Below are 26,586 nucleotides of genomic sequence, written 5' to 3'. Positions count from 1 at the left end.
TGGATTGCGTACGATGGCCGAGGACGAACAGAGGGACAAACGCCGGCAGCGCGTCTTGAAGGGCGCGGCGATCCTGACCGGCATGACCAACTCCGAGGTCACATGCACGCTGCGCAACATGCATGCCGGCGGTGCCGAATTGAAGGTCTCGATCGACGCGCGCGTGCCCGATGAGTTCCTGCTCTACGTTCCAACCGACGGCATTGCCTACAAGGCGGAGGTCCGCTGGCGCCGCGAGGACCGAATTGGGGTGATGTTCACCGGCACCGAACCAAAGCCCAGCTGGCACTACGGTTGAGGTTCCCGGCCCTATCCGGGTGGCAGGACTTGCAGTGTCTGCTCGTCAAACAGCGGCTCCTCCTGGCCAACGCGAATGAACAGAAGCTTTCGCAGCTCGGGTGATTGTACCTCGAAATACTGAATGCCGTCCGGGGCTTCGCCCCATTCGCCGCATGGCGGTTCGCCGACCTCGTCAGGGTCTGCAACGGCTTTCAATTCACTGAGATAAACGGCATCGGGACTGAAGACATACCGCAGGGTGCCCGTGGGCGTGACCCCTTCGGTGTAAGGCATGAGCACGCAACGTGTGCTGACAGCCTTCTCGGTCTTCTGCGAGTATATTCGCTGCAACGCGGCGCCAGCGGCCTCGCCCGGCAGCATATCGAAGACTTCGACGACGGGATCGGCCGGCCCGCCATCGCTGTATTTGATGGCAAGAGCATTGCCGCCAAGCTCGAAATGGATCTGGCGGAATCCGAAATCGCAGCGCTGTACCCAGGCAGCCAGCCCGACATCTCTGTCCGCCAGCCGTTCCCAGGTGCATTTGTCGACAGGCGGACGCGACGGCTTGCTTTGGTCGGCACGCGCCCCGATGGCCATGGCCAGAAGGACCGGCAGGGCGCAGATGCAGGCCGGCAGTCTCTTGCTATTCATCGCTGCAACCCGTCAAGGTAAAGGCATCCCAGGCCGAGCCATCGGGATTGGCTTTGGCGAAATCGGGCCATTCGGTCAACATCGCGCCGAAGTCAGGCAACAGCAACCCTGTCGGTGCCGGCGAGGCTTCGCGAGAGCTCAACTGCTCGGCACCGCCTGCGTTGAACGCATAGACCTGCCCATCCCACACTCTGCACAGCCCGGTGCCGTCCTCGAGACCCGCCTCACGATCGTCGTCGTTGCAGGTGTGCCGAATCGTCCCCACAGGAAACGAGTACTTGCCATTGGTCCAGGTGATGTCCGATGGCAGACGAATGGGGGTATTGGGCACGATCAGCGAAAAGACCTCTGTCGTCAGCGCGGCCGGTTCGCGGTCGATGGGCCGGAACTGTATCGTCGCTCCCGAACGCGGCTCGCGATAGGTCGCGTGGCTGAGCGAACATTCTGTCGCGTTCGCTGCTTGCAACAGGCTCAGCATGCTCAGAAAAATAGCTGCTGCTTTGCGGATGATCATTTGAGTCCCTGGAGCAGCAGCATTGTGAAGTTTAAGCATCGATGCTTTAGCATGACCCGAGGCCCGGTCGAAAGAAAGAAATCGATGATGCGAAATCTCTTGATGCTCATTTCGATCTTAACATTTTCGTGCGGCAGCGCCTTTGCCACGGAACCCTATGTGGGCACATGGTCCGGGGACAGATCGAACTGTACCGCCGTCGCGGATGTTCAACGCCAGACTGTTTACACATTGTACCCTGAGGCACTGTCGGTTCCTGCTTTCGGCTGCGAACACGCAACGTTTCGCAAGATATCCACGGGCTGGGTGGCGCGGGCCAGCCAATGCTACGGTTCTGATCCCACGATCGAAGAGCCGTTCTCGCGTCTCGTCCATATCGTTGGCAATGGCACGACGGTGAGATTGACCTGGCCTGGCTTCGACAGCGGAGTTCTTGTCAGATGCTGACGACAGGTGCCTTCTTCCGCTGGATATGCAGCATCTAGAACAGCAGCTTCAGATTACGCCTACCAGAAGCGCGGCTCCACCAAGGAAGCCAGCGGCGCAGATCCACAGTAGCCAAAGCCCACGCACCCTGCATTCGAGAACGGCTGCAGCCGGATTGGCGGGATCGTAGTAGACCTCGACCTTGTCGCCCTCGAGGTAGCGCTGTGATTGACCGCTGACGAGGCTCGGCAGCGACGCCGTCACGTTTGCGCCGAAAGCGATGCGATCGGCGGCGTAGCGCTGGCCGGCAACGCTATAGCTGTAGACGATGCGGGATTTGAAAACTGTGTGCCAAGGCCGATAGCCGCCTCCGGACCTGTCGCGGGTCTCGAATTTCTGCAGGCCCGAGGCGTCGATGCGTCCTGCCGTGATGGGCCATTTGGCCGCCTGTTCCGCAAGTGACTTCTGGGCAAAGCCCATGCGCAGGACAAACAATCCCATGAAAAGCAGCAGGGCCGCGGCGCCGAGGTTCTGCGGCTTGGGCAAAAACGGCCGGATCGCTTCCAGGACGCCGCCAACGGAGAAGACCAATACCAGCGCGCCGACCACCAACCCGGCCGAAAGCTGGACCATGAATTTGAAGGAACCGTCGGGCATGGTGCGTTCGATCACGGCCTTGGCTGGATCGGCCGGATTGTAGAAGACGGTTACGCCGGCCCCGTTTGGAAATTTCGCAAGGGTTTCCGCCACCGCAAAGTTTCCAAGGTTCTCCTGCACGCTGTAGTGCGAACTGCGAAACTTCTTGCCGTTCACCTTGTATTCGAAGGTGATCGCCGGGAAGTTGCGCATCTCGGTCGACCCTCTGCTGTCCGAACCGGATCCCGAACTGGTCACCTCGCGAGCCTCGACCCGCGACGAGATGATCTTTCCCTGCGTCGGAGACCAGCGGCTGACCGCCCTCACCTCCCACCACTTCAGCAAGGTGACGAGGGACAGCATGCCGGCAACCGCGCAGGCAAACCCGACCAACAGAAATTTGAGTTCCAACGCTCACCCCCTTGGCCATTTTGTGCCATGCCCTGCACACGCATACCACGACAGCGGGAATAGCGCGCCTGCTGAGAAATCAACGCAAAAAGGCCGGCGGATCGCTCCGCCGGCTTTCTTGATCGACAATGAAATTGCGATCAGTTCTTGGCCTTGTCGACCAGCTTGTTCTTGGAAATTCCCACGCGCCCGCAGGGCGAAGCCCGAGGACGCGTAACGAAACGAACGTGGATTTCCTTCAGTTCTTGGCCTTGTCGACCAGCTTGTTCTTGGAAATCCACGGCATCATCGCGCGCAGCTTGGCGCCGACTTCCTCGATCTGGTGGCTGTCGTTGTTGCGGCGGATGCCCTTGAAGCGCGACATGCCGGCGCGGTATTCCTGCATCCATTCCGAGGTGAACTTGCCAGTCTGGATGTCCTTGAGCACGCGCTTCATCTCGGCCTTGGTCTCGGCGGTGATGATGCGCGGACCCGAGACGTATTCGCCCCATTCGGCGGTGTTCGAGATCGAATAGTTCATGTTGGCGATGCCGCCTTCATAGATCAGGTCGACGATTAGCTTGACCTCGTGCAGGCACTCGAAATAGGCCATTTCCGGCGCATAGCCCGCTTCCACCAGTGTCTCGAAACCGGCGCGGATCAACTCGACCAGACCGCCGCACAACACCACCTGCTCGCCGAACAGGTCGGTCTCGCACTCCTCGCGGAAATTGGTCTCGATGATGCCCGAACGGCCACCGCCGACGCCGCAGGCGTAGGAGAGCGCCAAATCGAGCGCATTGCCCGAAGCGTCCTGGTTGACCGCGACCAGGCACGGCACGCCGCCGCCCTTCTGGTATTCGCCGCGCACCGTGTGGCCCGGGCCCTTTGGCGCGATCATGACGACGTCGACCGAGGCTTTTGGCTCGATCAGGCCAAAATGCACGTTGAGGCCGTGGGCGAAGGCGATCGCCGCGCCGTCGCGGATGTTCGGCGCGACCTCTGATCTGTAGATGTCGGCCTGCAGCTCGTCGGGCGTCGCCATCATCATCAGGTCGGCCCATTTGGCGGCATCGGCCACACTCATCACCTTGAGCCCGTCGGCCTCGACCTTCTTCGCGGTCGCCGAGCCGGCCTTGAGGCCAATGGCGATATCCTTGACGCCGGAATCCTTGAGGTTGAGCGCATGCGCCCTGCCCTGGCTGCCATAGCCGATGATGGCAACCTTCTTGCCTTTGATCAGGTTGAGATCGGCGTCGCGATCGTAATAGACACGCATTTTTCTTCCTTCCCGTTTTGAATTCAGAGGCCCTGCGGCCCGGTTTTTGCCCCGTAAAGAGCGAGAAACTGCTGCGTCGCCCGGACGGCATCGCCGCCGATCGCCGCATCAGTCAATTCCAGCCGGTCGCCGAGCAGCAGGCGGATCTGCACGTCGCGGGCGACCAGCCCGAAAAAGGTGCGGAAAGCCATCTCAGCGTCGGAAAACTCGAGGAAACCAGCTTCCTTGCCTGCCTCCAGCACCGGCTTCAGCCGCCTGGCCAGCGCGAAGCGGCCGTTCTCCAGCACGATGGCGCCGAGATCGTCCTTCCCCGAACTAGCATGGCCGACCGCCACCCGGTTCAGCGCGATCGAGGTGTCGCTCGAAATTACCCTGAGCCAGTCCGAAGCGAAGCGTTCGAGGCTCGCCGTCAGCGAGGCAAGATCGAGTCCCTTGCGGTCGACCGGCACTACCCGCACCTTGGACGCCTGCCATTGCACCGTTGCCGTCAACAGCCCGTCGCGATCGCCGAACCATTTGTAGAGCGTCTCCTTCGAGCAGCTCGCCCGCCGCGCCACGGCGGTCATGGTCAACTGATCGCCCTCTTCGACCAGCAGGCGAAGGGCGGCGTCGAGCACGGCCTTCTGCCGCTCCGTCAGCGTCTCGCTGGTGTCGATGTCGGTCACAGCGTGCAACACAGTCTTTCCTCAGGAGGCGAACTCACCCGCAGTTCAGATACGGACTCGACAGCGTACCGTACGTTACGGTTCGGCTTTATGGCGTATTGCCCGACCCGGCGCAAGCCTTTATTTCTGTAGCTTGCTCCATGCGGGGCATTACGGGAGACACGGATCATGCTCGCCGGATTGCTTGCCTTGACCGTTGCCGCTGTGTTTGCAGGCGCGGCTATCTACGTCAGCGTCGCCGAACAGCCGGCGCGGCTTCGCCTCGATGACAAAGCATTGCTGCAGGAATGGCAGCCTTCCTACAAGCGCGGCGCCGCCATGCAGGCCTCGATCGCCGTCATCGCCTGTATTCTGGGCCTCGTCGCGTGGTGGCAGACCGGCAATCTCGCTTATCTGGCCGGCGCCGTGCTGATCATCCTGCCTTGGCCATGGACGCTGCTGGTGATGATGCCGGCAAATCGGCTGCTGGAGGTGATGGACGCTAACACCGTCAATCCTGAGGCTCGGACAATGATCGTCAAATGGGGCAATCTGCATCTGGTCCGCGTCGGGCTTGGGGTTCTGGCGACATTGGCATTCCTTTGGGGCAGTGCCTGACCTCGCAGATCCGCGCCATCTTCGGCACGAAGGCGTGTCACGCCAGGGCGGGCGGATCTCGCAGGCGCCCAAGCAGAGCCGACAGCGTGTCCAGATCATCGTTGGAAAGCTGGGAGCCGACCAACTCCGATATCGAGCGGCCGTAGACGACCCACATGCGGCGGCGCGTCTCGCGCCCCTTGCCGGTGATGCGGATGGTTTGCCCGCGGCCGTCATCGGCAACTGGAAGCTTCTCGACCTGCCCGTCGGCTTCGAGCCGCGCCAGCAGCCGCGAGATGTTGTATTGCGCAAACAGGGTGCGCTCGGTGAGTTGGAACGGCCGCAATCCGCCCTCGCCCGCCTCGGCAAGCTCATGCAGCACGTCGTACCAGGCAAGCGACGGCAGGCCACTGTCCTTCAGCGCGTCCTCGGCACTTTCCAACAACTGGCGCGAAACCCGCATCAGGCGGGCCCAGGCTTTGATTGCTGGAGGTGAAGGAATCCCGGTCATGATTACATCGTAGGCGATAGATGCAACTGCATCAAGCTTGACGATCGATGCAAATGCATCTATATAGATGCAATCGCATCAATCATGAAAGGCAATTCCGATGAAGCATGAAATCTGCAGGATCGCCGACATTCCGGAAACAGGCAGCCTGATCGCTCCGTTTTTCGGCCGCGAGGTCCATGTCTACCGCAGCGCCGAGCGTATCCGCGCCGCCGCCAACGTCTGCCTGCACTTCGGTGGCCCGCTCGACTGCAAGGACGGCAAGCTCGTCTGCCAATGGCACGGCGCCTCGTTCGACATGGCGAACGGTGATCGCCTCGAAGGCCCAGCGCCGAAGGGCTCCCGCCTGATGTTCCTCTCCACCCGCGTCGAGAACGGCGCCTTGAACTATGTCTGGGGAGAGTGAGATGACCGACAAGCTCATCCTCGTCAGCCACCATCTTTGTCCCTACGTGCAGCGCGCGGCGATTTCGCTTCGCGAAAAGGGCGTGCCGTTCGAGCGCATCGCCGTCGATCTCGCCAACAAGCCTGCCTGGTTCAAGGCGATATCGCCGCTCGGCAAGGTGCCGCTGCTTCGCGTTGAGCATGACGGCCAGGAAACGGTGATCTTCGAATCGCTCGTCATCCTCGAATTCCTCGAGGAAACCCAGCCCAATCCGCTGCATCCCACCGATCCCTATGCCCGTGCCCGACATCGCGCCTGGATCGAGTTTGGCTCGGCAATCCTCCATGCCATCGGCCGCTTCTATTCAGCGCCTACGGAAGCCGCGTTGCTCGCCGAAAGCGAGGCGCTATCGGCGATGTTCGATCGCCTGGAAGTGGAACTGGCGAATGGCGCGGTTGGGCCGTGGTTCGCCGGTGAGCGCTTTTCACTGGTCGACGCGGTCTACGGGCCGATTTTCCGCTATTTCGACGTCTTCGACCGGATCGGCGATTTCGGCATCCTGGACGGAAAGCCGCATGTCCAGGTGTGGCGCGAGGCGTTGCGCAAACGCCCATCCGTGAAGGACGCGGTCGCTCCCGATTATCCGCAACGCCTCCATACATTCCTACAGGCGAAGGGCTCGCATCTTTCGGAAATCATCCGCCGAAACGATCCGGCCACCGGGCTTCCGCAAGCCCGATCGGCTTGAATGGATTGATCACAGTGCCGGTAATCATCGAGGCAAGGATATTCGTTTCCGGCGGAATGCTTGCCACTGGCCACCAGCCTGTCGCGGACGCAAGCCTCCAGCGCAGTATCGATACGTCCGTTCCGATGAGCGCGTAACTGATCGCCGCGCCGGCAATCGCGATGTCCAGAGAATTGCCCATTTGCCCGACCCGACCCAGGCCGGACAATCCTTCAGCGTTGTCGCTAAATCAAGCCGCTGTCTCGGCCTTGAGACTCAGCCTTCGGCAGCATCGAAAACCTTCCGCGCCTCGCGTACAGCGCCGTGATTGAGCTCGGCCCATTGGATCAGCTGGTGCAAGGGTCCAAACATCGAGCGCCCGAGATCGGTGAGGCTGTATTCAACGCTCGGCGGTTTGGTCGGAAAAACCTCGCGATGCACATAGCCGTCGCGCTGCAGATCGTGCAGCGTCTGGGTGAGCATGCGCTGTGAAATATCGGGCACGAGGCGCCGCAACTCGCCAAAGCGGTACGGCTTCTCGGCCAAGGCCTCCATCAGCAGCGAACTCCATTTGTTGCTTATGCCCTGGATCACGTCGCGAACCGGGCAATCCGCAAGGTTTCCGCCACCGCTGCCTGCTTTGTAGATCTCGAGCTTCGATCTCAGATTGACGATCTTGCCGTCCATGGCTGGTTCCCTGGCTGTGCCTACCTCCCGCAAAACTGCCTTCTTTACGAGGATGGGTCAATTCCTATTTTAGTGCTGGTCTCTTTTTGAGACTAACATATGCACCCGCCGCTCCGGCGCAACGTCAGGACCTTTCATGACCGACACCCTTCTCGTCACCGGCGCCTCCGGCCAGCTTGGCCGCGGCGTCATCAATCATCTGCTTGACACGCTCAAGGTCTCCCCTCAGCGCATCATCGCCGCTACCCGCAATCCGGAAAATCTGGCCGATCTGGCAGCCCGAGGCGTCACCATCAGGACGGTCGACTTCGACGACACCGCATCGTTGGCCAGTGCATTTACCGGCGCCGACAGGGTTCTGATCATTTCGACAAACGAGCTCGCCATTCCGGGCAAGCGCCTGAAGCAACATGAGACCGCGGTCGCCGCCGCAAAAAGCGCGGGTGTTTCGCATCTGCTCTACACATCGATGCCCAATCCGGAGCCAGGATCGCCGGTGCTGTTTGCGCCCGATCACCACGGCACCGAGCAGGCGATCAAGGCGAGCGGTATCCCCTCCACCATCTTCCGCAACGGCTGGTATCAGGAGAACCTGTTCCTGGCGCTGCCGCACGCCATCGCCTCTGGGCAGTGGTACACGTCCGCTGGAGACGGCCGCATTGCCCACGGCGCGCGCGACGATATGGCTGCCGCGATTGCCGCCGGCCTCGCTTCGAGCGCAACCGAAAGCACGACATACACGCTGACCGGCCCCAAGGCCCACACGATGGCCGAAATTGCAGCCCTCGTCACCGAGATCACCGGCAAGCCGATCGACGTTGTCCAGCTTTCGGATGAAGCGCTGACCGAGGGATTGAAGGCAGCCGGCGTTCCCGAGGCTTTCGCCCCCGTTATCGTTTCCTTCGATACCAACACCCGCTCCGGTCGCATCAGCATGGTGACCGACGCGGTCGAGACGCTGTCCGGCAGGAAGCCGCAGCCGCTGAAGCAATTTCTTGAAGCAAACAAGGCGGCTCTGGTGAGCTGAGCCTCACAATGGCCGTGCCCTCAAGGGGCACGGCCGTTTGTTTAGATAGCCACCTGCGTCCCGATCTCGACGACGCGTCCGGTCGGGATCTGGAAATATTCCGTCGCATCGGCCGCCGAGCGCGCCAGCCCGATGAACAGCTTGTCCTGCCAGACCGGCATGCCGGAATTGGGCGATGCCTTGAGCGAGCGCCGCGACAGGAAGAAGGATGTCGTCATGATGTCGAACTTCCAGCCCTGCTTGCGGCAGATCGCCAGCGCGCGCGGGATATTGGGCTGCTCCATGTAGCCGAAGGTCAGCGTCACCCGCATGAACAGCTCGTTGACCGTCTCCATCTTGACGCGCTCGCTGTCGGGCACGACAGGCTGCGGCGCCGTCACCACCGAAAGGATGACGTTCTGTTCGTGCAGCACCTTGTAGTGCTTGAGGCTGTGCATCAGCGCGGTCGGCGCGCTCAGCGGATCGCTGGTCAGGAACACTGCGGTGCCCGACACCAGATGCGGCTTCTTCTTCAGCAGATTGCCGGCGAGGAAATCCAGCGGGATCTCGTTCCGGCGGGTCTTTTCGAACAAATAGCGGGTGCCGCGGATCCAGGTCCACATGGTCAGCACAATAACTGCGGCAATGGCAAGCGAGGACCAGCCCCCTTCAAACACCTTGACTATGTTGGCTGCAAAGAAGCCGGTATCGACGAAGGCGAACACCGCCATCAAGGCGACCGCGACGCCGAGCGGCCATTTCCAGATGCGCGTCATTACAACAAAAAGCAGTATGTTCGTCACCAGCATGTTGCCGGTCACCGAAATACCGTAGGCCGAGGCCAGGCGGCTGGATTCGCCGAAGCCGACCACCAGCAACATCACCACCAGCGCCAGCATCAGGTTGATGCGCGGCAGATAGATCTGGCCCGACTGTTTTTCCGACGTGTGCTGGATGACGAAACGCGGCAGCATGTTGAGCTGCACCGCCTGCCTGGTCAGCGAGAAAGCGCCGGAGATCACCGCCTGGCTGGCGATGACGGTCGCCGCCGTCGCCAGCACGACCATCGGAATAAGCGTCCAGCCCTGGTTCATCTCAAAGAAGGGATGGCCGACAACACCGCCATTTGCGAGCACGAAGGCACCTTGCCCGACATAGTTGAGCAACAGACAAGGGAACACAATTGCCAGCCAGGCGAGCACGATCGGCTTGCGGCCGAAATGGCCGAGATCGGCATAGAGCGCCTCAGCGCCGGTGACGGCGAGGAAGACCGCACCAACAGTGACGAAGGCGACGTCGGGCGAGTTGACCAGGAACGACACGATGTAATGCGGGCTGATCGCCAGCAGGATTTCCGGATCGGCGATGATGTGGTTAATGCCGGAAAGGCCGATGGCCAGGAACCACAGCGCCGTGACTGGCCCGAACACCAATCCTACGCCGCCGGTGCCGAACCGCTGTACCGCAAACACGATCGCCAGGATGGCCAGCGTCAGCGGCACCACATAGGGCTGGAATGTCGGCGTGACGACATTCATGCCTTCGACCGCCGATAGTACCGAGATCGCCGGCGTAATGACTGCGTCGCCGAAAAAAAGCGCCGCGCCGACAATGCCGATGCCGAGGATCACCGCCGAGCGCGTCGGGAAACTGTTGCGCGCCAGCGCCATCAGCGACAGCACCCCGCCCTCGCCGCGATTGTCGGCACGAAGCACGAACATGATGTATTTGATGGTGACGGTGATCGTCAGCGACCAGATGATCAGCGAGAGTACGCCCAGGATGTCGCCACGGTTGGCGACGTTGCCGCCGGCTGATGCATGCAACGCCTCTCGGAATGCATAGATCGGGCTGGTGCCTATATCGCCGTAAACCACACCGAGTGCGCCCAGCATCAGCACCTTGGTGCTGTGCTGCTCGACCTCAGAATGGCTCGATTGTTCGACAGGTTCTGCCTCATTACCAGCATTGGCAAGGGCCATGGACGACACTCCGATAAGCGGGCGGTGCTCTACGCTTGCTGCGCTGCAATATCAAGTGCCGTCACGTAATGGCTCCGTCCCGATATTGCGAGTCGTCCACGACTTGGCAGACTCAGTCCCATCGGCAGACTACCTGGAATGTCGCAACGGACACGTTTTTAAATAGCCACCTGCGTCCCGATCTCGACCACGCGTCCGGTCGGGATCTGGAAATATTCCGTCGCATCGGCCGCCGTGCGCGCCAGCCCGATGAACAGCTTGTCCTGCCAGACCGGCATGCCGGAATTGGGCGAGGCCTTGAGCGAGCGCCGCGACAGGAAGAAGGATGTCGTCATGATGTCGAACTTCCAGCCCTGCTTGCGGCAGATCGCCAGCGCGCGCGGGATGTTGGGCTGCTCCATATAGCCGAAGGTCAGCGTCACCCGCATGAACAGTTCGTTGACCGTCTCCATCTTGACGCGCTCGCTGTCGGGCACAACCGGCTGCGGTGCCGTCACCACCGAAAGGATGACATTCTGCTCGTGCAGCACCTTGTAGTGCTTGAGGCTGTGCATCAGCGCGGTCGGCGCGCTCAGCGGATCGCTGGTCAGGAACACTGCGGTGCCCGACACCAGATGCGGCTTCTTCTTCAGCAGATTGCCGGCAAGGAAATCGAGCGGAATCTCGTTCCGGCGGGTCTTTTCGAACAAATAGCGGGTGCCGCGGATCCAGGTGGACATGATCAGCCCCATGGCGCAAGCGACTGTTATCGAGACCCACCCGCCTTCGAGGATCTTGACGATGTTTGCGAGGAAAAATCCGGTATCGATCGTGCCAAACAGCAGTGTGAGCGCCGCCGCCAGTGCAAGCTGCCATTTCCACCGGAACCGCATCACGACAAACAGCAGGATGGTTGTCATCAGCATTTCGCCAGTCACCGAAATGCCATAGGCGGAAGCCAGCGAACTCGAACCGCCAAAGCCGACCACCAGCAACATCACGCCCAGCGCAACCACCAGATTGACGCGCGGCATGTAGATCTGGCCGGATTGCATTTCGGACGTATGCTGCACCTCGATGCGCGGAAGCAGATTGAGCTGCACCGCCTGGCGGGTCAGCGAGAAAGCGCCGGAGATCACCGCCTGACTGGCGATCACGGTCGCTGCCGTGGCCAGCCCAACCATGGGCATCAGCGCCCAATCAGGCAGCATCTGGAAGAATGGATTGGTGGGTTTGCCGCCGTTGGCCAGAACGAACGCGCCTTGTCCGAAATAGTTGAGGAGCAGACAAGGGAACACCACGGAAAACCATGCCAGCACGATCGGCCTGCGCCCGAAATGACCGAGGTCGACATAGAGGGCTTCGGCCCCGGTGACCGCCAGGAACACCGCCCCGACCGTGACGAAGGCACCGGTGGGCGTATTGGCCAGATAAGCGACCGCGTAATAGGGATTGATCGCCAGCAGGACCGACGGGTCGTCCAGCAGATGGTACACCCCGGCGGCGCCGATCGCCAGGAACCACACTGCCGTCACCGGTCCGAACACGGCCGCCACCCTGCCGGTGCCAAAGCGTTGCACGGCAAAAAGCATTGCCAGGATGACCAGCGTGATCGGAACCACATAGGTTTCCAGCGTCGGGGTCACCACTTCCAGGCCTTCGACCGCCGAAAGCACGGAGATGGCCGGCGTTATAATGGCGTCGCCGAAAAACAGCGCCGCGCCGCACAGCCCGATCCCCAGGATGAGCTTGGCTCCATTGGGATAAGCGCTGCGCGCAAGCGACATCAGCGACAGCGTGCCGCCCTCGCCCTTGTTGTCGGCTCTGAGAACGAAAGCGACGTACTTTATCGTGACGATGATCGTCAGCGCCCAGACGATAAGCGACAGCACGCCAAGGACGTCGTTGCGCGCTACCGGTCCCGACGATGCGTGCAGCGCTTCCCGAAATGCATAGATTGGGCTGGTGCCGATATCGCCGTAAACCACGCCCAGCGCGCCCAGCATCAGCACCTTGGTGCTGTGCTGCTCGACGGTGGAGTGGCTGGATTGCTCGATGGGTTCTGCCTCGCTACCGGCGTGAGCAAGGGCCATGGACGACACTCCCATAGACGTGCGGTGCTCTATGCTGCGGGGTGGAAAGGACGCGCTGCCATGCCGGGAACGCACGGCCTATCGGCTCGCCTCTCTCTACCAGCCACAAGCCTTCAGAAACCGCCTGACCGTTGCGGCCATGCCATACTCCAACGCATCGGCTGTCAACCCATGTCCGATCGACACTTCGGCCAATGCCGGGATGCGCCTGGCCAGTGCCGGCAAATTGCTCACCACAAGGTCGTGCCCGGCATTGACCTGGAGCCCTGCAGCAAGTGCGGCATCCGCCGTCTTTCCCAATTTCTCCAATTCCTTCGCCGCTTTTGCCGAATCGGAATGATAGCTGCCATATGGACCCGTGTAGAGTTCGATCCGGTCGGCGCCGGTGTCGCGAGCGGCTTTCACGCCATCGGGATCCGGATCGGAAAAGAGCGATACGCGAAAGCCTCCCTTCTTCAGGCGCTTGACGACCGGTGTCAGGAACGCAGCCCCGGCGGCGAAGTTCCAGCCATGGTCGGAAGTCGCCTGCACCGGGTCGTCGGGCACCAGCGTCACCTGTTCCGGCTGATGCTTTTCCACAAGCGCCAGGAACTCCTCGGTCGGATAGCCCTCGATGTTGAATTCCGCACTCGGGAACTCGTCGTCGATCAGCGCCCTGATCTCAGGCAGATCGGAATGCCTGGTGTGCCGCTCGTCGGGTCGCGGGTGCACCGTCAGCCCATGCGCACCGGCGGCAAGGGCGATGCGTCCGAGCCCCGTCACGCTTGGCCACGGCAGGTCGCGCCGGTTGCGCAGCATGGCGATGGCATTGAGGTTGACGGAAAGCTTTGCAGGCATTTGCACGGTTCCAGGCTGATCTCGGCGCGCATCTATAGCGCCTTTAAGGGGAACAGACAGAGGGTTTCAGGTGTTCCAGGGGAACGAAGAAAATCGAGCGCAAGGAGTTTCCTGTTGAATTTTCTCGATGCCGTGCCGGCGATCCGCCGCATCGATACCGATCGCGAAGACCTCTTCGCCATCGATGTCGTCGGCCATGTCGCAGCGGCTGATGCCGAAAACCTGTTCGGATTGCTGGAGGCAGCCTACGCGCTGCACACGAAAATCGACGTGCTGGTGCGCCTGATCGATCATGAGGGTGTCGACTGGACCGACGTATCGGACGAGACGATCGAACAGGGCATAGCTCACGCGGTGGAGCATATCGGCCGCTGCGCGGCGGTCGGTGAGCCGAACTGGATAGCGGAGGCAAGAGCCTTCTTGCCAGCCTCTTTGCCTATCGAACTCCGGCATTTCGAGGCTAAGGACGAAACCGCCGCCTGGGAATGGCTTGGCGCCAGACCGATCGCCCAGCGCTGATACGGCCGCCCTATCGGACGATCGTCAGCCGTTCGGCCGCGCGCGTGATGGCGGTGTAGAGCCAACGCTGCCGGGTTTCCTTGAATGCCCAGCTTTCGTCGAAAAGCACGATCTCGTTCCACTGCGACCCCTGCGCCTTGTGCACGGTCAGCGCGTAGCCATAATCGAAATCGTCGAAGCGCTTCTTCTGCTGCCAGGGAATGTCGGCGTCCGGATCTTCGAACGCCGCCTTGAGCAGTTTGATCTTGGCGACGCCGCGATCCGGATCGTCTTCCTCCGGCGAGACCAGCAGATTGATGCCGGGCTTGACCGTCTCGCGCGACGAGGTCATCACCTTCCACAGCGAGCCGTTGAGCAACCCCTTGGCTGGATCGTTGCGCAGGCAGACCAGCTTGTCGCCGGCTTGCGGATAATCGGCGTTGAACCCCTTCAACTCGCGCAGCCGCTGATTATAGCGACGGCGCGTGCGGTTGGTGCCGACCAGCACCTGGTCCGCCTTCAGCACCAATTCCTGGGTGACGTCTTCCTTGCCGATCACTTGCGCCGCGCCATAGTCGCCGCGCATGAACTCGCGGCCCTCGCGCACATCGAGCGCAAGCCGGATGATCGGGTTGTCGCGCGCCTGGCGATGGATTTCGGTGAGCAGAATGTCCGGCTCATGGTCGGTGAAGAAGCCGCCGCCGGAGATCGGCGGCAACTGGCCGGGATCGCCAAGCACCAGGATCGGCGTGCCGAAGCTCATCAGGTCACGGCCAAGCTGCTCGTCGACCATCGAGCATTCGTCGATGACGACGAGCTTGGCCCGCGAGATCGGGCTCTGCCGGTTGAGCGAAAAGGTCGGCGACATCGAGGTTTTGCCGGTCACCTCGTCCGCTACCGATTCCTCGCCTTTCGGCCGGTAGATCAGCGAATGGATTGTGCGGGCATTGACCGCGCCCTTGGAACGCAGCACCTGCGCCGCCTTGCCGGTAAAGGCGGCGAACTGCACCTGGCCGTCGACATGCTCGGCGAAATAGCGCGCCAGCGTCGTCTTGCCGGTGCCGGCATAGCCGAACAGCCGGAACAGCTGCGGCTTGCCGGCTTTCAACCAGCCGGCCACCGCCTTCAGCGCCTCGTCTTGTTGAGGGGAGAATTCCATCAGCGCGACAGACCGGATTCGCGAGGGAAAGACAAGGTGACTGCCGTCACCATCAACTTCATCGCCTGCAATTACGCTGCTGCGACAGGGCCAGGCTATCAGGGACGAAGAGGAACGTAAAGAGAACAACGCCGGGCGACGACAGCTTACCCAGCCCGCTGTGGATCGTTCTCCAGCAGGATCGGCTTGCCATGCGGCGTAGCATGCGCGGCCCGTTCCCAGGCAGCAGCAAGGCTGTCGACGTCGCTCCTACCGGCAACGCCTTTGGCCGAAAGCAGCTTTTCTAGCGCGGCCAGCCAGTGCTCGTAATAGTCATGACCGTCGCGCGCGGCGCCCGGCCGCTTCACCTCGGCCGACAAGGCGTCCGCCCATTCGCTCCACGAAAACAGCCCGTTGTCGTGTAGCGCCACCGTCATGGCGAAGGCCTCTGCTTGCCACGGCTGGGCGAAGACTGGCGCCTCGACACCGGCGGGCAGCGCGATGGCGACTGAGCCCGTCTCACGCCGCTTCAAGATAGCTCTCCCAGGCATCGATCGACACGACAAGTGTCGGGTCGGCGCCCTCGCCCCAGATTTCGCTGCCGGTGAAGGCCACCGTATAGACCCATTGCGGGTTTTCGCCCTGGCCGTGCGCATTGGTGTCGGGAAAAACGAAGCCGTCACGCATGGCCTCGATGACGCCTCGCTTGCCACGCGCGTAACGCGGCAGCCTGGTGTGGCCGGTCGGATGAAAGTTCTTGGTTCGCACGAGGTCGCCTGCCTTGAATCGCGGCGGGACGGCGACCGGCCGGTCGCAAGGCCCGCCCTTGGCCAGCACCGCCGAAACGTCTTGCGCCTTCAGGACCCGCTTGGGTGTCGCTACCGGGTCGACCGCATCGCCCCTGGCCAGATCGCGGTCGCTGACGAAACCATGGCGTTTGAGTAACACCTCCAGCGCCTTGATCCAGATTTCGTAATAACTCGACGCATAGTAGTCGGCCGGGTGCAGCGATTCCCGCGCGTGCCGGCTCTCGTCGATGTTCCAGGCGCCCATGGCGCCGGCGCACAACGTCACGCCCAGCGCCCGCCTTTCCCAATCGGCATGGAAATAGGGTTCGTCCTGTTCAGGCGCGACCGGCCCGAAACCCATCTGGCCGCCGAGATCCTGCGGCCCGTTCATGCCGGTTCCCGCGCCAGCGCCGTGCCGATCATGGCATCGCGCGTCACCAGATCGGCGAGCCGTGCCTCATCCCAGCCCTCTGTGTCCCTGGGCCGCATCGGCACCACCAGATAGCGCAGCTCGGCGGTCGAATCCCACACCCGGATTGCCGTCGTCGCCGGCAAGGTCAGCCCGAATTCGTCGAGCACGCCGCGCGGATCGATCACCGCGCGCGAACGGTAGGGCGGCGCCTTGTACCAGACCGGCGGCAGGCCGAGCACCGACCATGGATAGCAGGAGCATAGCGTGCAGACGACGAGGTTGTGCGTGTCGGCCGTGTTGAACACCGCCTGCATGTGTTCGCCTTGCCGGCCGGTGTGGCCGAGCGATTCGATGGCCGCCGTCGCATCACGCTTCAGCCATGCGGCAAACCCGGGATCAACCCAGGCCTTCGCCACCACCTTTGCGCCGTTGCGCGGCCCGACCTTGGTTTCGTAGGTATCGACGATGACGTCGATCGCCGCTGGATCGATCAGCCCCTTGCGGGTGAGAATCGTCTCCAGTGCGCGCACACGCGCCGCAAAAGCATCAAGCTCGTTGTCGTGGTCGTGATTGTGCAGCATGGCATCAAATTACGATCGCGGACCTCCGGCCGCAAGCACCACGGCTTGGGCCAGTGCTATTCGGCTGCCGCCTTCTGCGGCACCGGTTCTTCCTCGTCGTCGAACAGTGACGGCTGGTCGACCGCCTCGACCGGGCTCGGCTCGCCCCGGTGCCCCGCCCATACGCTGACGAGCCAGCCGGAAAAATGCTCCATGTAGACGTAGATGACGGGCGTGACGAACAGCGTCAGTGCCTGCGAGGCGACAAGGCCGCCGACCACCGCCACGCCGAGAGGCTGGCGCAATTCCGCGCTGGCGCCGGTGCCGAGCGCGATCGGGATGGTACCCATCAGCGCGGCAAGCGTAGTCATCATGATCGGCCGGAAGCGCATCAGGCAGGCCTTGTGGATGGATTCGACAGGCGACATCCCCTCGCGCCTGAGTTCCAGCGCCACGTCGATCATCATGATGCCGTTCTTCTTGACGATGCCGATCAGCATCAGGATGCCGATCACCGCGATCACCGACAGATCCATCCCCGCCAGCCGCAACGCCACCAGCGCGCCGAGCACCGCCGATGGAAGCCCGGTCAGGATGGTGAGCGGATGGATGAAGCTCTCATAGAGCATGCCGAGCACGATATAGATGGTCAGGATCGCGCCGCCGATCAGCAGCCCCTGGTTGGAAAGCGAATCCTGGAACGTCTTCGCCGTGCCCGAGAAGGCGGTCGAGATCGTCGGCGGCATGCCGATCTTGTCCTTCAGCGCGTTGATGTGGCTCACGCTGTCGCCGAGGGCCACGCCCTGCGGCAGATTGTAGGAGATGGTCACAGCCGGAAGCTGGCCGAGCTGGTTGACGGTCAAAGCACCGGCGGTCCGATCGACGCGAGCGAACGCACCGAGCGGCACCAGGCTGCCGCTCGCCGTTCTCACCTTGATGGCCAGCATCCGCTCGGGCGACCACTCGATCTTCGGGTCGAGCTCCATGATCACGTCGTAGCTGTCGGCCGAGCCGAAGATGGTCGACACCTGCTGGGTGCCGAAACCGCCATAGAGACTGGAGCGCAGCGTGTCGGTATCGACGCCGAGGTTCGCCGCCTTGTCGCGGTCGATCACCAGCGTCGCCTGTAGCGCGTTGTTCTGCAGGTCATTGGTCACGTCGGTGAAGGCGGCATGATCGGCGGCCATTGCGTCCGTCAGCCTTTGCGCCCAGACGTTCGTCAGGCCGGTATCGAGGCCCTGCACGGCAAGCTGGTAGGCACTCGCCGAAGAACGCGCGCCGAGCCGCAGGTTCTGCACCGGCTGCATGTAGGTTTCGATGCCGGGCACATTGGCAAGCTGGCGCCGCAGATCCGAAAGCACCTTGTCGATGTTGGGGCGCTGGTCCTTGTCCTTCAGCTGCACAAAGAGCTGGCCCTGGTTGAGCGCATTGTTTCCGCTGCCCGCCGACCAGCCGACATGCGCGACATAGGGCGAATGGGTGAAGACATCAGCCACTTGCCCCTGCAGCTTCACCATGGCGTCGAACGAAATGTCCTGGCGCGCGATGGTCGTCACCGAGACCTGGCCGATATCCTCCTGCGGGAAGAAGCCCTTCGGCGATATCTGGATCAGCCACACCGACAGCCCGGCGGTTACCAGGAAGACAAGGAAAACCAGGAAATTGTGGCGCAGGCAGAATGTCAGCAGCCGGTCATAGCCCCGCATGAAGACGTTTTGTCTATGGCCTTCACCGTGCGCTGCTTTCTGCTCGGCTTTCGATAACGACAATAGCCGCGAGCACAGCATCGGCGTCAGCGTCAGCGAGACGAACATCGATGCCAGGATGGCGACCGTCACCACCACCGCGAACTCGTTGAAGATGCGCCCGATCACGCCGCCCATCAAAAGCACGGGAATGAACACGGCGACCAGCGAGATCGAGATCGAGATGATGGTGAAGCCGATTTCGCGGGCGCCCTTGAGCGACGCCTCCATTGCCGAGAGCCCATCCTCCTCCATATGCCGGAAGATATTTTCCAGCATGACAATGGCGTCGTCGACGACAAGGCCGACCGCCAGCGTCAGTCCCATCAGCGAGATGTTGTCGATGGAAAAGCCGAACAGGTACATCACGCCCAGAGTGGCGATGAGCGAAATCGGCACCGCCACGGCCGGGATCACCGTCGCCGTCACCCGGCGCAGGAACAGGAAGATCACCATCACCACCAGCGCGATAGTGAGCAGGAGCGTGAACTGCACGTCGTCGACCGCCTCGCGGATCGATGTCGAGCGATCGTTGAGCAACTGGATGCTCGCAGCTGCCGGCATCTGACCCTCGAAGGAAGGCAGCATCGCCTTGACGCGGTCGACGACATCGACGGTATTGGCATCCGGCTGACGCTGCACCGCCATGATGATGGCGCGGGTGCCGTCATACCAGCTTGCCGTCGTCGTGGTCTCGACCGAATCGATGACGCGGGTCACCTCGCCGAGCCGCACCGGATGGCCGTTCTTGGTGGCGATGATGATGTTGGAGAATCCCGCCGCGTTGGTCAGCTGCGTGTTCGCCGTGATGGTCAGCTGCTGTTTGTTGTTCTTGAGCACACCGAGCGGCGTGTTGCTGTTGGCCGAGGCAATGGCCGTCTGCAGCTGGTCGATCGAGATGCCGCGTGCGGCGAGCGCCGTCGGATCGATCTGGACGCGGACGGCATATTTCTGTTGGCCGTAGATCGAAACCTGCGCAACGCCGTCGATCGTCGACAGCGACGGCGAAATCACATTCTCGGCAAAGGCATCGAGATCGGTCAGCGGAATGGTGTCGCTGACCAGCGACATCAGCAGGATCGGCGCGTCGGCTGGATTGACCTTGCGATAGCTCGGCGGGCTGGTCATCTCCGGCGGCAATTGTCGTTGCGTGCGTGCGATCGCCGCCTGCACATCGGCGGCGGCTGCATCGATGTCGCGGTTGAGCACGAACTGAATGGCGATCGAGGTCGTGCCGAGCGAATTGGTCGTCGAGATCGAATCGATGCCGGCGATAGTGGCAAACTGCTTGATCAGCGGCGTTGCCACCGAGGTCGCCATGGTTTCCGGCGAGGCCCCAGGCAGCGAGGCCGAGACGTTGACAACCGGAAATTCCGCGCTTGGCAGCGCCGCGACCGGCAGGAATTTGTAAGCAAATAGCCCGCCCAGAACCAAGGCGAACGACATGAGCAGCGTGGCGACGGGCCTGCGGATGCAGAATTCGGAAATCATGGCTGTGTTCCGCCCGTCCTGTCGGCCTCCGCGACCTTCGGAGTCGCCTGGTCGTCGGTACCGGTCGAGGCCTTGCCTTCGCGGACCGCCGCGCCGTTTTTCAGCTTGGTCTGGCCTTCGACGACGACACGCTCGCCGCTTTCCAATCCTTGGCTGATCGCGGTGTTGGCGCCTTCTGTCAGCGCGACCTGCACGGGCCGCATTTCAACGGTGTTGTCCGGCTTGATCACATAGACGAACGGCCCCTTCTGGCTGGGCTGGACGGCGACCGTCGGAACGGACGTCATTTGCGGCATGATGCCGGCATCGAGCACAACATTTACATATTGGCCCGGCCACAGCGAAAGATCGGCGTTGGGCACGCTGGCCCGCGTTGCGATGGTGCCGGATGCCGTGTCCACGCTGGAATCGACGAAATCCAGCGTTCCCTTGCCGATCGGCTTCGGGTCGCCGTCCTTGGTCAGCGTCACCGCGCCTTGCTGCGGCGCCGCCAGCGCCTTGTGCAGTAAGGCAAGATCGCTTTCCGGAAGATTGAAGTTCACCTGCAGCGGGTCGACCTGCGTGATCGTCACCAGCGGCGTCGACGTGCTGCTGCCGTTGCTGGTGGTGACGAGGTCGCCGACCGCGACGCTGACCGCGCCAAGCCTGCCGGAAATCGGCGCTTTGATCGTGGCAAAGCCAAGCTGGACCTCGTCCGCATCGATCGTCGCCTTATCGGCGTCGACAGTGGCCGCGGCGGATTTCTGCGCCGCGACGGCCTGATCATAGGTCTGCTGTGTTCCGGCCTGCCTGGCGACGAGATTTTTGGCGCGCTGAAGATCGGCCGTGGCGCTGGCAAGCAGCGCCTGGTCTTTTGCGAGCGTCGCCTGATCGCGTGCCAATTGGGCCTTCAATGAGCGATCGTCCAGCGAGAACAGAAGGTCGCCGGCCTTCACCATCTGTCCGTCCTTGACCGCGATTGCGACGATCTGGCTTGAGACCCGTGCGTTGATGCTGACCACGGCGGGAGAGGACACAAAGCCGATGGCATAGCGCCGGACCGGGAAATCGGCCGTCGAGGCGGTGGCGGCAACCACCGAAGTCGAACGCGCGGCATTTGCCGCTGCAGCGGGCTTGTCCGCCGCCGCCGTCGTCTGCTTCGCCGACAGCATCTGCTGAAGACCGCTCATTGCGGTGGGCGAATGATAAAGCCACGCCGCCGCGGCAACGCAGGCTGCAGCAATCACCGCAAATACGATCTTTCCGCGCATCGACAAAAGGCCTCTCGATCCGACACGCCGCTATCCGGTGGCCGCAGTCTAGCTCAACTCGCAGCCTCTTGCCGCGCTTTTGCCAGATAATAGAGAATGCCGAAGGCGAAAAAGGGCCAAAACCCGTCATTACGAAGATTTAATGTGCAGTGCACAATAAAACGGCAGCTAACGCAGCATCGGCCACAGCGTCGCCGCAAGCATCACGCCCATGGCGATGTTGAACCATTTGAGCCGCACCGCATCAGCCAGAAAACCGCGCAGCGCCATGCCGAAACCGGCCCAAGTCGAAATGCTCGGCAGCATGACGACGGCGAAAGCGGCCGCGATCAGCACCACAGACACAAACGGGCGTTCCGGATTGGTATAGACGGCCATGGCCGTGATCGCCATCACCCAGGCCTTAGGATTGACCCACTGGAAAGCCGCAGCCTCGATGAAGCGCATCGGCTGGCTCTTCGCCTCGCCTTCGCCGCCGAGCGAGCGCGACATGGCGATCTTCCAGGCGAGATAAAGCAGGTAGAGGCCGCCGGCGATCTTCAACCCGGTATGCAGCACCGGAAAGGCCGTCAACACGGCGCCAAGCCCGAAGCCTACGGCAAGCAACAGCACGAGGAAGCCGAAGCCGATGCCGAGCATGTGTGGCACGGTCTTGACCAAGCCGAAGTTCACACCCGAGGCCAAAAGCATGAAATTGTTCGGACCCGGCGTGATCGAGGTCACGAAGGCATAGACCAGCAAGGCGAAGAATGCGTCGAATGTCATGCCGTTCCCCTATTCAATGCGATCGGTGGCAAAGCGACGAGATAGAGCCAAGCTGGATGACTACATCCCTTGCGGGCCGCGGTTCATCGCCGCCACTCCGGTACGGCAGATTTCGACCAGGCCGAGCGGCTTCATGATGGCGATGAACTGATCAAGCTTGGAGCCCTTGCCGGTAATCTCGAAGATGAAATGCTCGGTGTTGGCATCGATGACGCTGGCGCGGAACGCATCGGCGAGCCTGAGCGCCTCGACGCGGGCTTCGCCGGTGCCGGCGACCTTGACGAGCGCGAGTTCCCGCTCCAATGGCCGCTCCTGTCCGAATTCCTGCGACCGCACGGTGAGATCGACGACGCGGTGCACCGGTACGATGCGCTCAAGCTGGTGCTTGATCTGCTCCAGCACGTGCGGCGTGCCGCGCGTCACGATGGTGATGCGCGACAGGTGCTTTTCGTGCTCGGTTTCCGAGACCGTCAGGCTCTCGATGTTGTAGCCACGTCCGGAGAACAGGCCGATGACCCGGGCAAGCACGCCCGGCTCGTTGTCGACCAGGACCGAAAGCGTGTGGTTCTCTGGTTTTTCCGTCTCCTTGGCGATGAAATAGGCGGAGCCGGTCGGTTGCAACTGTGCGTTCATGACATGAATCTCGATTTCAAACTTTTACGCTAATCTGCTGTTTTCGCACAGCTTTCTCGAACCAGGCTACACCAGTTCCCTGCCCTTGGCGTCGATCGCGTTGGCGACAGCTTCGTCGGTCGCCTCGTCAGGCAACAGCATCTCGTTATGCGCCTTGCCGGACGGGATCATCGGGAAGCAGTTGGCGAGCGTCGCCACGCGGCAATCGAACAGGACGGGCTTCTTGACCGCGATCATCTCCTTGATGGCGTCATCGAGCTCGTCCGGCTTGTCGCAGCGAATACCGTGGCCGCCATAGGCTTCGGCGAGCTTGACGAAATCCGGCATCGCCTCGGTATAGGAATGCGACAGCCGGTTGCCGTGCAGCAGCTGCTGCCATTGCCGCACCATGCCCATATACTGGTTGTTGAGGATGAAGATCTTGATCGGCGCCTCGTGCTGCACCGCCGCGCTCATCTCCTGCATCGTCATCTGCACCGAGGCGTCGCCGGCGATATCGATGACCAGCGCATCCGGGTGCGCGATCTGCACGCCGAGCGCGGCCGGCAGGCCGTAGCCCATCGTGCCCAGCCCGCCGGAGGTCATCCAGCGGTTCGGCTTCTCGAAATGATAGTGCTGCGCCGCCCACATCTGGTGCTGGCCGACCTCGGTGGTGATGTAGGTGTCGAGGTCTTTGGTCAGCGCATAAAGCCGCTGGACGGCATATTGCGGCATGATCACCTCATGGTTCATCTTGTAGGCGAGTGAATCGCGCGCGCGCCATTTGGCGATCTGCTCCCACCACGGGTGAAGCGCCTTCTTGTCGGCCTTGGCGGTTGCCCGCCACAGTCGCACAAGATCCTCCAGCACACGGCCGACATCGCCGATGATCGGCACGTCGGTATGGACGTTCTTGTTGATCGAAGACGGGTCGATGTCGATGTGGATCTTCTTCGAATTCGGCGAAAACGCTGTCAGCCGCCCGGTGATGCGGTCGTCGAAGCGCGCGCCGATGCAGAGCATGACGTCGCAATCGTGCATCGCCATGTTCGCTTCGTAGGTGCCGTGCATGCCGAGCATGCCCATCCAGTTCTTGCCCGACGCCGGATAGGCGCCAAGGCCCATCAGCGTCGAGGTGATCGGGAAGCCGGTCAGGTCGACCAGCTCGCGCAGCAGATGGCTCGCCTCCGGGCCGGAATTGATGACGCCGCCGCCCGAATAGATGATCGGCTTCCTGGCGCCGGCCATCAGCTCGACCGCCGCCTTGATCTTCTCCAGGTCGCCCTGGACCTTCGGCTGGTAGCTGGTGCGCGGCGCCGTCTGCGGCGGAATATAGATGCCCTTGGCGAACTGAACGTCCTTCGGGATGTCGACGACGACCGGGCCGGGGCGCCCTGTCGTTGCCACATGGAAGGCCTCGTGGATAGTTGCCGCGAGCTGGTTGACGTCCTTCACCAGCCAGTTGTGCTTGGTGCAGGGCCGCGTGATGCCGACCGTGTCGCACTCCTGGAACGCATCCGAGCCGATCAGCGACGTCGGTACCTGGCCCGTCAGGCAGACCAGCGGGATCGAATCCATCAGCGCGTCCTGCAATGGCGTCACCGCATTGGTGGCGCCCGGCCCGGAGGTCACCAGCATGACGCCGGCCTTGCCGGTCGAGCGCGCATAGCCTTCCGCCGCGTGGCCAGCGCCCTGTTCGTGGCGAACGAGGATGTGCTCGACCTCGTCCTGCTGGAAGATTTCATCGTAGATTGGCAGAACCGCGCCTCCCGGATAGCCGAAAACATGCTTGACGCCATTGTCCTTCAGCGCCTGCACCACCATTTCGGCGCCAGTCATCTCGGTTCTTGGCGTTTCGCGCCGCTCATTCTGTCCACTGCTCATCGGTCTGGTCCCGTACTGTTCGCCATCGGGCGATTGCTGGTCGTTTAGTCGTGTTTCGGGCAATAAAAAAGGCCCCCGAGGGAGCCTGTGTCTTGCGCATGGGAGGTCACCGCCTGGCGGTTACACCGCCTTGCCCACGCGCTTTCCTACGAGAATGAGTGCCGTTTTCATGGTCGCGGACAATAGAATTGGTTTGATGGTGCTGTCAACGGCGAATGTGCGCGGGCCAGATATCAGACTGTACCAATGCGCTTCCAGTAGATGAGGGTGCCCGTCAGCCCGCCATGCGGCTTCAGCGCATAATCTGGTATTTCGCCGCCCAGCGTGAAGCCGAGCTTTTCATAGAGGCCGGAAGCCCCCTCCTCTTTTGCCGTGTCCAGCACCAACAGCGTGCGGCCTTTCTCCATGGCAACGGCTTCCGCCGCCTCCATCAGGCGGGTTGCGACGCCCTTGCCGCGATAATTGAGGCGGGTCATCAGCTTGGCGATCTCGGCCCGGTGCGGCTGGTTGGGAGGGCAGTCGAGCAGCACGGTGACGGTGCCGATCAGAGCCTCGCCGTTCCAGGCCCCGAGCACCGCCCTTTCGCCTCTGGCGACCGCCTGAAGCGACTTGTTCCAGAAGGCTGCAGCCATCTCCGGCGCCAAGGGACGCATGAAGCTGACCGAGCCGCCGGCGGCAACCGTGCCGATCAGCAAATCGACCAGCATTTTTTTCGTTCCGGCAGTATTGCTGAGCAGGTTGATTTCTATTGAATCCATGTGGTCTCCTCTGTGTGCAACGGGAACGGCAGTGCATCGAGCGGCAGCATGGCCTGCACCGTCAGCCGAAATGACTGGTCCGCTTCCGCTTCCTGGCTCGGCGGATTTCTCCGATGCGCTCGGCGTCTTCCTCTTGCAGATGTCGCCCGCGTTCCAGCAGTTCGAGCGTGTATTCCTCATAGGTCAGGCCTAGCCGCTCGGCCTTGTCCAGCCGCATCAGCATGATCTCGCGGCTCGGCACTTTCCATGCCTGGGCATGGGCGGTCCGCCAGGCAAGAAAGATATAGGGGTCTCTCTTGCCCCAAGGCGGACCGTCGTAGTCGTCGAGCGGCGGACCGCCATTGTCGGAACGTTTCGGACGGCGCGCCATCGTCTCAGCTCCTGGCCAACGCAACCAGATAGTCGGCGGCGTCCGGCCCCGGAGCGTGGAAGACGCAATCGGATGGCGCGCCGAGCGCCAGGCAGTCGCCGGGCTCGAGCCTGTGAACGATGTCGCCCTCGACGAATTCCAGCTGCCCGGAGATCAGCCAGATCTGTTGTCTGATGAAGGCATAGGAGGCCGCCGGGAAGCTCACCTTGGCGCCCGCCGGCAGTTTGACCCGGATCAGTTCGAGCGGCATGTCCGAAACCGGCGAAAGGTGCCGCCGCACATAACCCGTAGCCGGATCGCGCCAGACCGGCTGGTCACGTTCGCGAAGCAGGCCACCGCCTTGCAACTCCGCCCTTGCGATCAAAGTGGAAAGCGTCATGCCGAACGCGGCCGCAATGCGCACGAGGAGTGCCGCCGTCGGGCTCGTCATGCCGCGCTCGATCGTGCTCAGCATGGCTTTCGAGACATCGGACTGCTCCGCCAAATCCGCCAGGGACCAGCTGCGAGCCACCCTTTCGGCGTGTATCCTTCTGCCGATAGTCGATGAGATATCGTTCGCTATATTATCCATTCATCCACTATAGCGAAATCCCGCGCTCGGGCAACGGCCGTTTCGTCCAGTTTTCGCAAACCCCTTAACGTCCGCTAAACCATCCGGCCTCACCCCACCTTAACCCCATCCGCCTAGG

The 26,586-nt window shown here is 62.1% G+C and carries 28 protein-coding genes; 6 read left to right on the top strand and 22 right to left on the bottom strand.

What is annotated here, in order from left to right; genetic code table 11:
• The first annotated feature begins 13 nt into the window (after window positions 1-13).
• Window positions 14-298 (top strand): PilZ domain-containing protein, encoded by a 285-nt coding sequence (locus NKH29_RS01105; protein ID WP_352483022.1) that lies wholly within the window; start codon window positions 14-16, stop codon window positions 296-298.
• A gap of 11 nt (window positions 299-309) precedes the next feature.
• Here the strand turns inward: NKH29_RS01105 and NKH29_RS01100 are convergent, their stop codons facing one another.
• The 5 genes from NKH29_RS01100 to NKH29_RS01080 all read right to left on the bottom strand — a co-directional run bounded on the left by NKH29_RS01100 (window position 310) and on the right by NKH29_RS01080 (window position 4,855).
• Entirely contained in the window at window positions 310-933 is a 624-nt protein-coding gene (locus NKH29_RS01100) for a hypothetical protein (RefSeq protein ID WP_352788440.1), read from the bottom strand.
• Complete coding sequence (locus NKH29_RS01095; protein ID WP_352844452.1) at window positions 926-1,447, bottom strand: hypothetical protein; 522 nt, start codon at window positions 1,445-1,447, stop codon at window positions 926-928. The genes NKH29_RS01100 and NKH29_RS01095 overlap by 8 nt, the downstream gene beginning before the upstream one ends.
• A 495-nt stretch (window positions 1,448-1,942) precedes the next feature.
• Window positions 1,943-2,920: a DUF3592 domain-containing protein gene (locus tag NKH29_RS01090; RefSeq protein ID WP_352639674.1), complete on the bottom strand. Its 978-nt coding sequence runs from the start codon at window positions 2,918-2,920 to the stop codon at window positions 1,943-1,945.
• Window positions 2,921-3,158: 238 nt separating this feature from the next.
• Window positions 3,159-4,178, bottom strand: a complete 1,020-nt coding sequence (gene ilvC / locus NKH29_RS01085) for a ketol-acid reductoisomerase (RefSeq protein ID WP_352639676.1) — start codon at window positions 4,176-4,178, stop codon at window positions 3,159-3,161.
• 23 nt (window positions 4,179-4,201) lie between these two features.
• The gene (locus tag NKH29_RS01080; protein WP_023720781.1) at window positions 4,202-4,855 is read right to left on the bottom strand and encodes a TetR/AcrR family transcriptional regulator; all 654 of its coding nucleotides are present in this window, start codon (window positions 4,853-4,855) and stop codon (window positions 4,202-4,204) included.
• A 156-nt stretch (window positions 4,856-5,011) separates the two neighbouring features.
• Between NKH29_RS01080 and NKH29_RS01075 the strand changes: the two genes are divergently transcribed.
• Window positions 5,012-5,440 (top strand): anthrone oxygenase family protein, encoded by a 429-nt coding sequence (locus NKH29_RS01075; RefSeq protein ID WP_023720782.1) that lies wholly within the window; start codon window positions 5,012-5,014, stop codon window positions 5,438-5,440.
• A gap of 37 nt (window positions 5,441-5,477) precedes the next feature.
• Here the strand turns inward: NKH29_RS01075 and NKH29_RS01070 are convergent, their stop codons facing one another.
• A complete protein-coding gene (locus tag NKH29_RS01070; RefSeq protein ID WP_352998826.1) occupies window positions 5,478-5,930 on the bottom strand; it encodes a MarR family winged helix-turn-helix transcriptional regulator in 453 nt (150 codons plus the stop codon).
• A gap of 100 nt (window positions 5,931-6,030) precedes the next feature.
• Between NKH29_RS01070 and NKH29_RS01065 the strand changes: the two genes are divergently transcribed.
• Window positions 6,031-6,336, top strand: coding sequence for a Rieske (2Fe-2S) protein (locus NKH29_RS01065; RefSeq protein WP_352998824.1), 306 nt, complete (start codon window positions 6,031-6,033; stop codon window positions 6,334-6,336).
• Window position 6,337: 1 nt separating this feature from the next.
• Window positions 6,338-7,063 carry a glutathione S-transferase family protein gene (locus tag NKH29_RS01060; protein WP_352998822.1) on the top strand — a complete coding sequence of 242 codons (726 nt, stop codon included), beginning with the start codon at window positions 6,338-6,340 and terminating at the stop codon, window positions 7,061-7,063.
• 255 nt (window positions 7,064-7,318) lie between these two features.
• Here the strand turns inward: NKH29_RS01060 and NKH29_RS01055 are convergent, their stop codons facing one another.
• Complete coding sequence (locus NKH29_RS01055) at window positions 7,319-7,729, bottom strand: winged helix-turn-helix transcriptional regulator (RefSeq protein ID WP_023720786.1); 411 nt, start codon at window positions 7,727-7,729, stop codon at window positions 7,319-7,321.
• Window positions 7,730-7,865: 136 nt separating this feature from the next.
• On the opposite strand from NKH29_RS01055, the gene NKH29_RS01050 reads away from it, so the two are divergent.
• A complete protein-coding gene (locus NKH29_RS01050; protein ID WP_352590029.1) occupies window positions 7,866-8,756 on the top strand; it encodes an SDR family oxidoreductase in 891 nt (296 codons plus the stop codon).
• A 41-nt stretch (window positions 8,757-8,797) separates the two neighbouring features.
• Here NKH29_RS01050 and NKH29_RS01045 read toward each other — a convergent pair whose 3' ends face one another.
• The 3 genes from NKH29_RS01045 to NKH29_RS01035 form a co-directional block, all read right to left on the bottom strand.
• Window positions 8,798-10,717: a potassium transporter Kup gene (locus NKH29_RS01045; protein ID WP_352483013.1), complete on the bottom strand. Its 1,920-nt coding sequence runs from the start codon at window positions 10,715-10,717 to the stop codon at window positions 8,798-8,800.
• A gap of 158 nt (window positions 10,718-10,875) precedes the next feature.
• Window positions 10,876-12,789, bottom strand: a complete 1,914-nt coding sequence (locus NKH29_RS01040; protein WP_352483011.1) for a potassium transporter Kup — start codon at window positions 12,787-12,789, stop codon at window positions 10,876-10,878.
• Window positions 12,790-12,885: 96 nt separating this feature from the next.
• On the bottom strand, window positions 12,886-13,626 hold the full coding sequence (locus tag NKH29_RS01035; protein WP_023720789.1) for a pyridoxine 5'-phosphate synthase: 741 nt from the start codon (window positions 13,624-13,626) through the stop codon (window positions 12,886-12,888).
• 114 nt (window positions 13,627-13,740) lie between these two features.
• Between NKH29_RS01035 and NKH29_RS01030 the strand changes: the two genes are divergently transcribed.
• The gene (locus tag NKH29_RS01030; protein WP_023720790.1) at window positions 13,741-14,145 is read left to right on the top strand and encodes a SpoIIAA family protein; all 405 of its coding nucleotides are present in this window, start codon (window positions 13,741-13,743) and stop codon (window positions 14,143-14,145) included.
• 10 nt (window positions 14,146-14,155) lie between these two features.
• Here NKH29_RS01030 and NKH29_RS01025 read toward each other — a convergent pair whose 3' ends face one another.
• The 12 genes from NKH29_RS01025 to NKH29_RS00970 all read right to left on the bottom strand — a co-directional run bounded on the left by NKH29_RS01025 (window position 14,156) and on the right by NKH29_RS00970 (window position 26,468).
• Window positions 14,156-15,283 (bottom strand): ATP-dependent DNA helicase, encoded by a 1,128-nt coding sequence (locus NKH29_RS01025; RefSeq protein ID WP_023720791.1) that lies wholly within the window; start codon window positions 15,281-15,283, stop codon window positions 14,156-14,158.
• Between the two features lie 146 nt (window positions 15,284-15,429).
• A complete protein-coding gene (locus NKH29_RS01020) occupies window positions 15,430-15,795 on the bottom strand; it encodes a nitrile hydratase accessory protein (RefSeq protein WP_352998820.1) in 366 nt (121 codons plus the stop codon).
• On the bottom strand, window positions 15,782-16,441 hold the full coding sequence (gene nthB / locus NKH29_RS01015; RefSeq protein WP_352483009.1) for a nitrile hydratase subunit beta: 660 nt from the start codon (window positions 16,439-16,441) through the stop codon (window positions 15,782-15,784). Before nthB ends, NKH29_RS01020 begins: the two co-directional genes overlap by 14 nt.
• A complete protein-coding gene (gene nthA / locus NKH29_RS01010) occupies window positions 16,438-17,043 on the bottom strand; it encodes a nitrile hydratase subunit alpha (RefSeq protein ID WP_023720794.1) in 606 nt (201 codons plus the stop codon). Before nthA ends, nthB begins: the two co-directional genes overlap by 4 nt.
• 56 nt (window positions 17,044-17,099) lie before the next feature.
• Entirely contained in the window at window positions 17,100-20,258 is a 3,159-nt protein-coding gene (locus NKH29_RS01005) for an efflux RND transporter permease subunit (RefSeq protein ID WP_352483007.1), read from the bottom strand.
• The gene (locus tag NKH29_RS01000) at window positions 20,255-21,508 is read right to left on the bottom strand and encodes an efflux RND transporter periplasmic adaptor subunit (protein ID WP_352483005.1); all 1,254 of its coding nucleotides are present in this window, start codon (window positions 21,506-21,508) and stop codon (window positions 20,255-20,257) included. The genes NKH29_RS01005 and NKH29_RS01000 overlap by 4 nt, the downstream gene beginning before the upstream one ends.
• Before the next feature lie 168 nt (window positions 21,509-21,676).
• Window positions 21,677-22,273, bottom strand: a complete 597-nt coding sequence (locus NKH29_RS00995) for a LysE family translocator (protein WP_352788444.1) — start codon at window positions 22,271-22,273, stop codon at window positions 21,677-21,679.
• Between the two features lie 60 nt (window positions 22,274-22,333).
• On the bottom strand, window positions 22,334-22,906 hold the full coding sequence (gene ilvN, locus NKH29_RS00990; protein ID WP_023676680.1) for an acetolactate synthase small subunit: 573 nt from the start codon (window positions 22,904-22,906) through the stop codon (window positions 22,334-22,336).
• A gap of 66 nt (window positions 22,907-22,972) precedes the next feature.
• Complete coding sequence (locus NKH29_RS00985) at window positions 22,973-24,769, bottom strand: acetolactate synthase 3 large subunit (RefSeq protein WP_352788446.1); 1,797 nt, start codon at window positions 24,767-24,769, stop codon at window positions 22,973-22,975.
• Window positions 24,770-25,002: 233 nt separating this feature from the next.
• The gene (locus NKH29_RS00980; RefSeq protein WP_352788447.1) at window positions 25,003-25,527 is read right to left on the bottom strand and encodes a GNAT family N-acetyltransferase; all 525 of its coding nucleotides are present in this window, start codon (window positions 25,525-25,527) and stop codon (window positions 25,003-25,005) included.
• A gap of 61 nt (window positions 25,528-25,588) precedes the next feature.
• Window positions 25,589-25,897 (bottom strand): hypothetical protein, encoded by a 309-nt coding sequence (locus NKH29_RS00975; RefSeq protein ID WP_352998819.1) that lies wholly within the window; start codon window positions 25,895-25,897, stop codon window positions 25,589-25,591.
• A gap of 4 nt (window positions 25,898-25,901) precedes the next feature.
• Complete coding sequence (locus NKH29_RS00970; RefSeq protein ID WP_352788450.1) at window positions 25,902-26,468, bottom strand: helix-turn-helix domain-containing protein; 567 nt, start codon at window positions 26,466-26,468, stop codon at window positions 25,902-25,904.
• Window positions 26,469-26,586 lie beyond the last annotated feature (118 nt).

The sequence above is a fragment of the Mesorhizobium sp. M1295 genome (assembly GCF_040318135.1).
In the GTDB taxonomy this organism is placed as follows: domain Bacteria; phylum Pseudomonadota; class Alphaproteobacteria; order Rhizobiales; family Rhizobiaceae; genus Mesorhizobium.
The sequence above is the reverse complement of the archived record's forward strand: the minus strand, read 5'-3'. Positions and strand labels throughout refer to the sequence as shown.

Coding starts and splice junctions, on each gene's coding strand:
- NKH29_RS01105 (WP_352483022.1), top strand. CDS start 14: ATGGCCGAGGACGAACAGAGGGACAAACGCCGGCAGCGCGTCTTGAAG.
- NKH29_RS01100 (WP_352788440.1), bottom strand. CDS start 933: ATGAATAGCAAGAGACTGCCGGCCTGCATCTGCGCCCTGCCGGTCCTT.
- NKH29_RS01095 (WP_352844452.1), bottom strand. CDS start 1,447: ATGATCATCCGCAAAGCAGCAGCTATTTTTCTGAGCATGCTGAGCCTG.
- ilvC (WP_352639676.1), bottom strand. CDS start 4,178: ATGCGTGTCTATTACGATCGCGACGCCGATCTCAACCTGATCAAAGGC.
- NKH29_RS01075 (WP_023720782.1), top strand. CDS start 5,012: ATGCTCGCCGGATTGCTTGCCTTGACCGTTGCCGCTGTGTTTGCAGGC.
- NKH29_RS01070 (WP_352998826.1), bottom strand. CDS start 5,930: ATGACCGGGATTCCTTCACCTCCAGCAATCAAAGCCTGGGCCCGCCTG.
- NKH29_RS01065 (WP_352998824.1), top strand. CDS start 6,031: ATGAAGCATGAAATCTGCAGGATCGCCGACATTCCGGAAACAGGCAGC.
- NKH29_RS01060 (WP_352998822.1), top strand. CDS start 6,338: ATGACCGACAAGCTCATCCTCGTCAGCCACCATCTTTGTCCCTACGTG.
- NKH29_RS01055 (WP_023720786.1), bottom strand. CDS start 7,729: ATGGACGGCAAGATCGTCAATCTGAGATCGAAGCTCGAGATCTACAAA.
- NKH29_RS01050 (WP_352590029.1), top strand. CDS start 7,866: ATGACCGACACCCTTCTCGTCACCGGCGCCTCCGGCCAGCTTGGCCGC.
- NKH29_RS01045 (WP_352483013.1), bottom strand. CDS start 10,717: ATGGCCCTTGCCAATGCTGGTAATGAGGCAGAACCTGTCGAACAATCG.
- NKH29_RS01040 (WP_352483011.1), bottom strand. CDS start 12,789: ATGGCCCTTGCTCACGCCGGTAGCGAGGCAGAACCCATCGAGCAATCC.
- NKH29_RS01035 (WP_023720789.1), bottom strand. CDS start 13,626: ATGCCTGCAAAGCTTTCCGTCAACCTCAATGCCATCGCCATGCTGCGC.
- NKH29_RS01025 (WP_023720791.1), bottom strand. CDS start 15,283: ATGGAATTCTCCCCTCAACAAGACGAGGCGCTGAAGGCGGTGGCCGGC.
- nthB (WP_352483009.1), bottom strand. CDS start 16,441: ATGAACGGGCCGCAGGATCTCGGCGGCCAGATGGGTTTCGGGCCGGTC.
- nthA (WP_023720794.1), bottom strand. CDS start 17,043: ATGCTGCACAATCACGACCACGACAACGAGCTTGATGCTTTTGCGGCG.
- NKH29_RS01005 (WP_352483007.1), bottom strand. CDS start 20,258: ATGATTTCCGAATTCTGCATCCGCAGGCCCGTCGCCACGCTGCTCATG.
- NKH29_RS01000 (WP_352483005.1), bottom strand. CDS start 21,508: ATGCGCGGAAAGATCGTATTTGCGGTGATTGCTGCAGCCTGCGTTGCC.
- NKH29_RS00995 (WP_352788444.1), bottom strand. CDS start 22,273: ATGACATTCGACGCATTCTTCGCCTTGCTGGTCTATGCCTTCGTGACC.
- ilvN (WP_023676680.1), bottom strand. CDS start 22,906: ATGAACGCACAGTTGCAACCGACCGGCTCCGCCTATTTCATCGCCAAG.
- NKH29_RS00985 (WP_352788446.1), bottom strand. CDS start 24,769: ATGAGCAGTGGACAGAATGAGCGGCGCGAAACGCCAAGAACCGAGATG.
- NKH29_RS00980 (WP_352788447.1), bottom strand. CDS start 25,527: ATGGATTCAATAGAAATCAACCTGCTCAGCAATACTGCCGGAACGAAA.
- NKH29_RS00975 (WP_352998819.1), bottom strand. CDS start 25,897: ATGGCGCGCCGTCCGAAACGTTCCGACAATGGCGGTCCGCCGCTCGAC.
- NKH29_RS00970 (WP_352788450.1), bottom strand. CDS start 26,468: ATGGATAATATAGCGAACGATATCTCATCGACTATCGGCAGAAGGATA.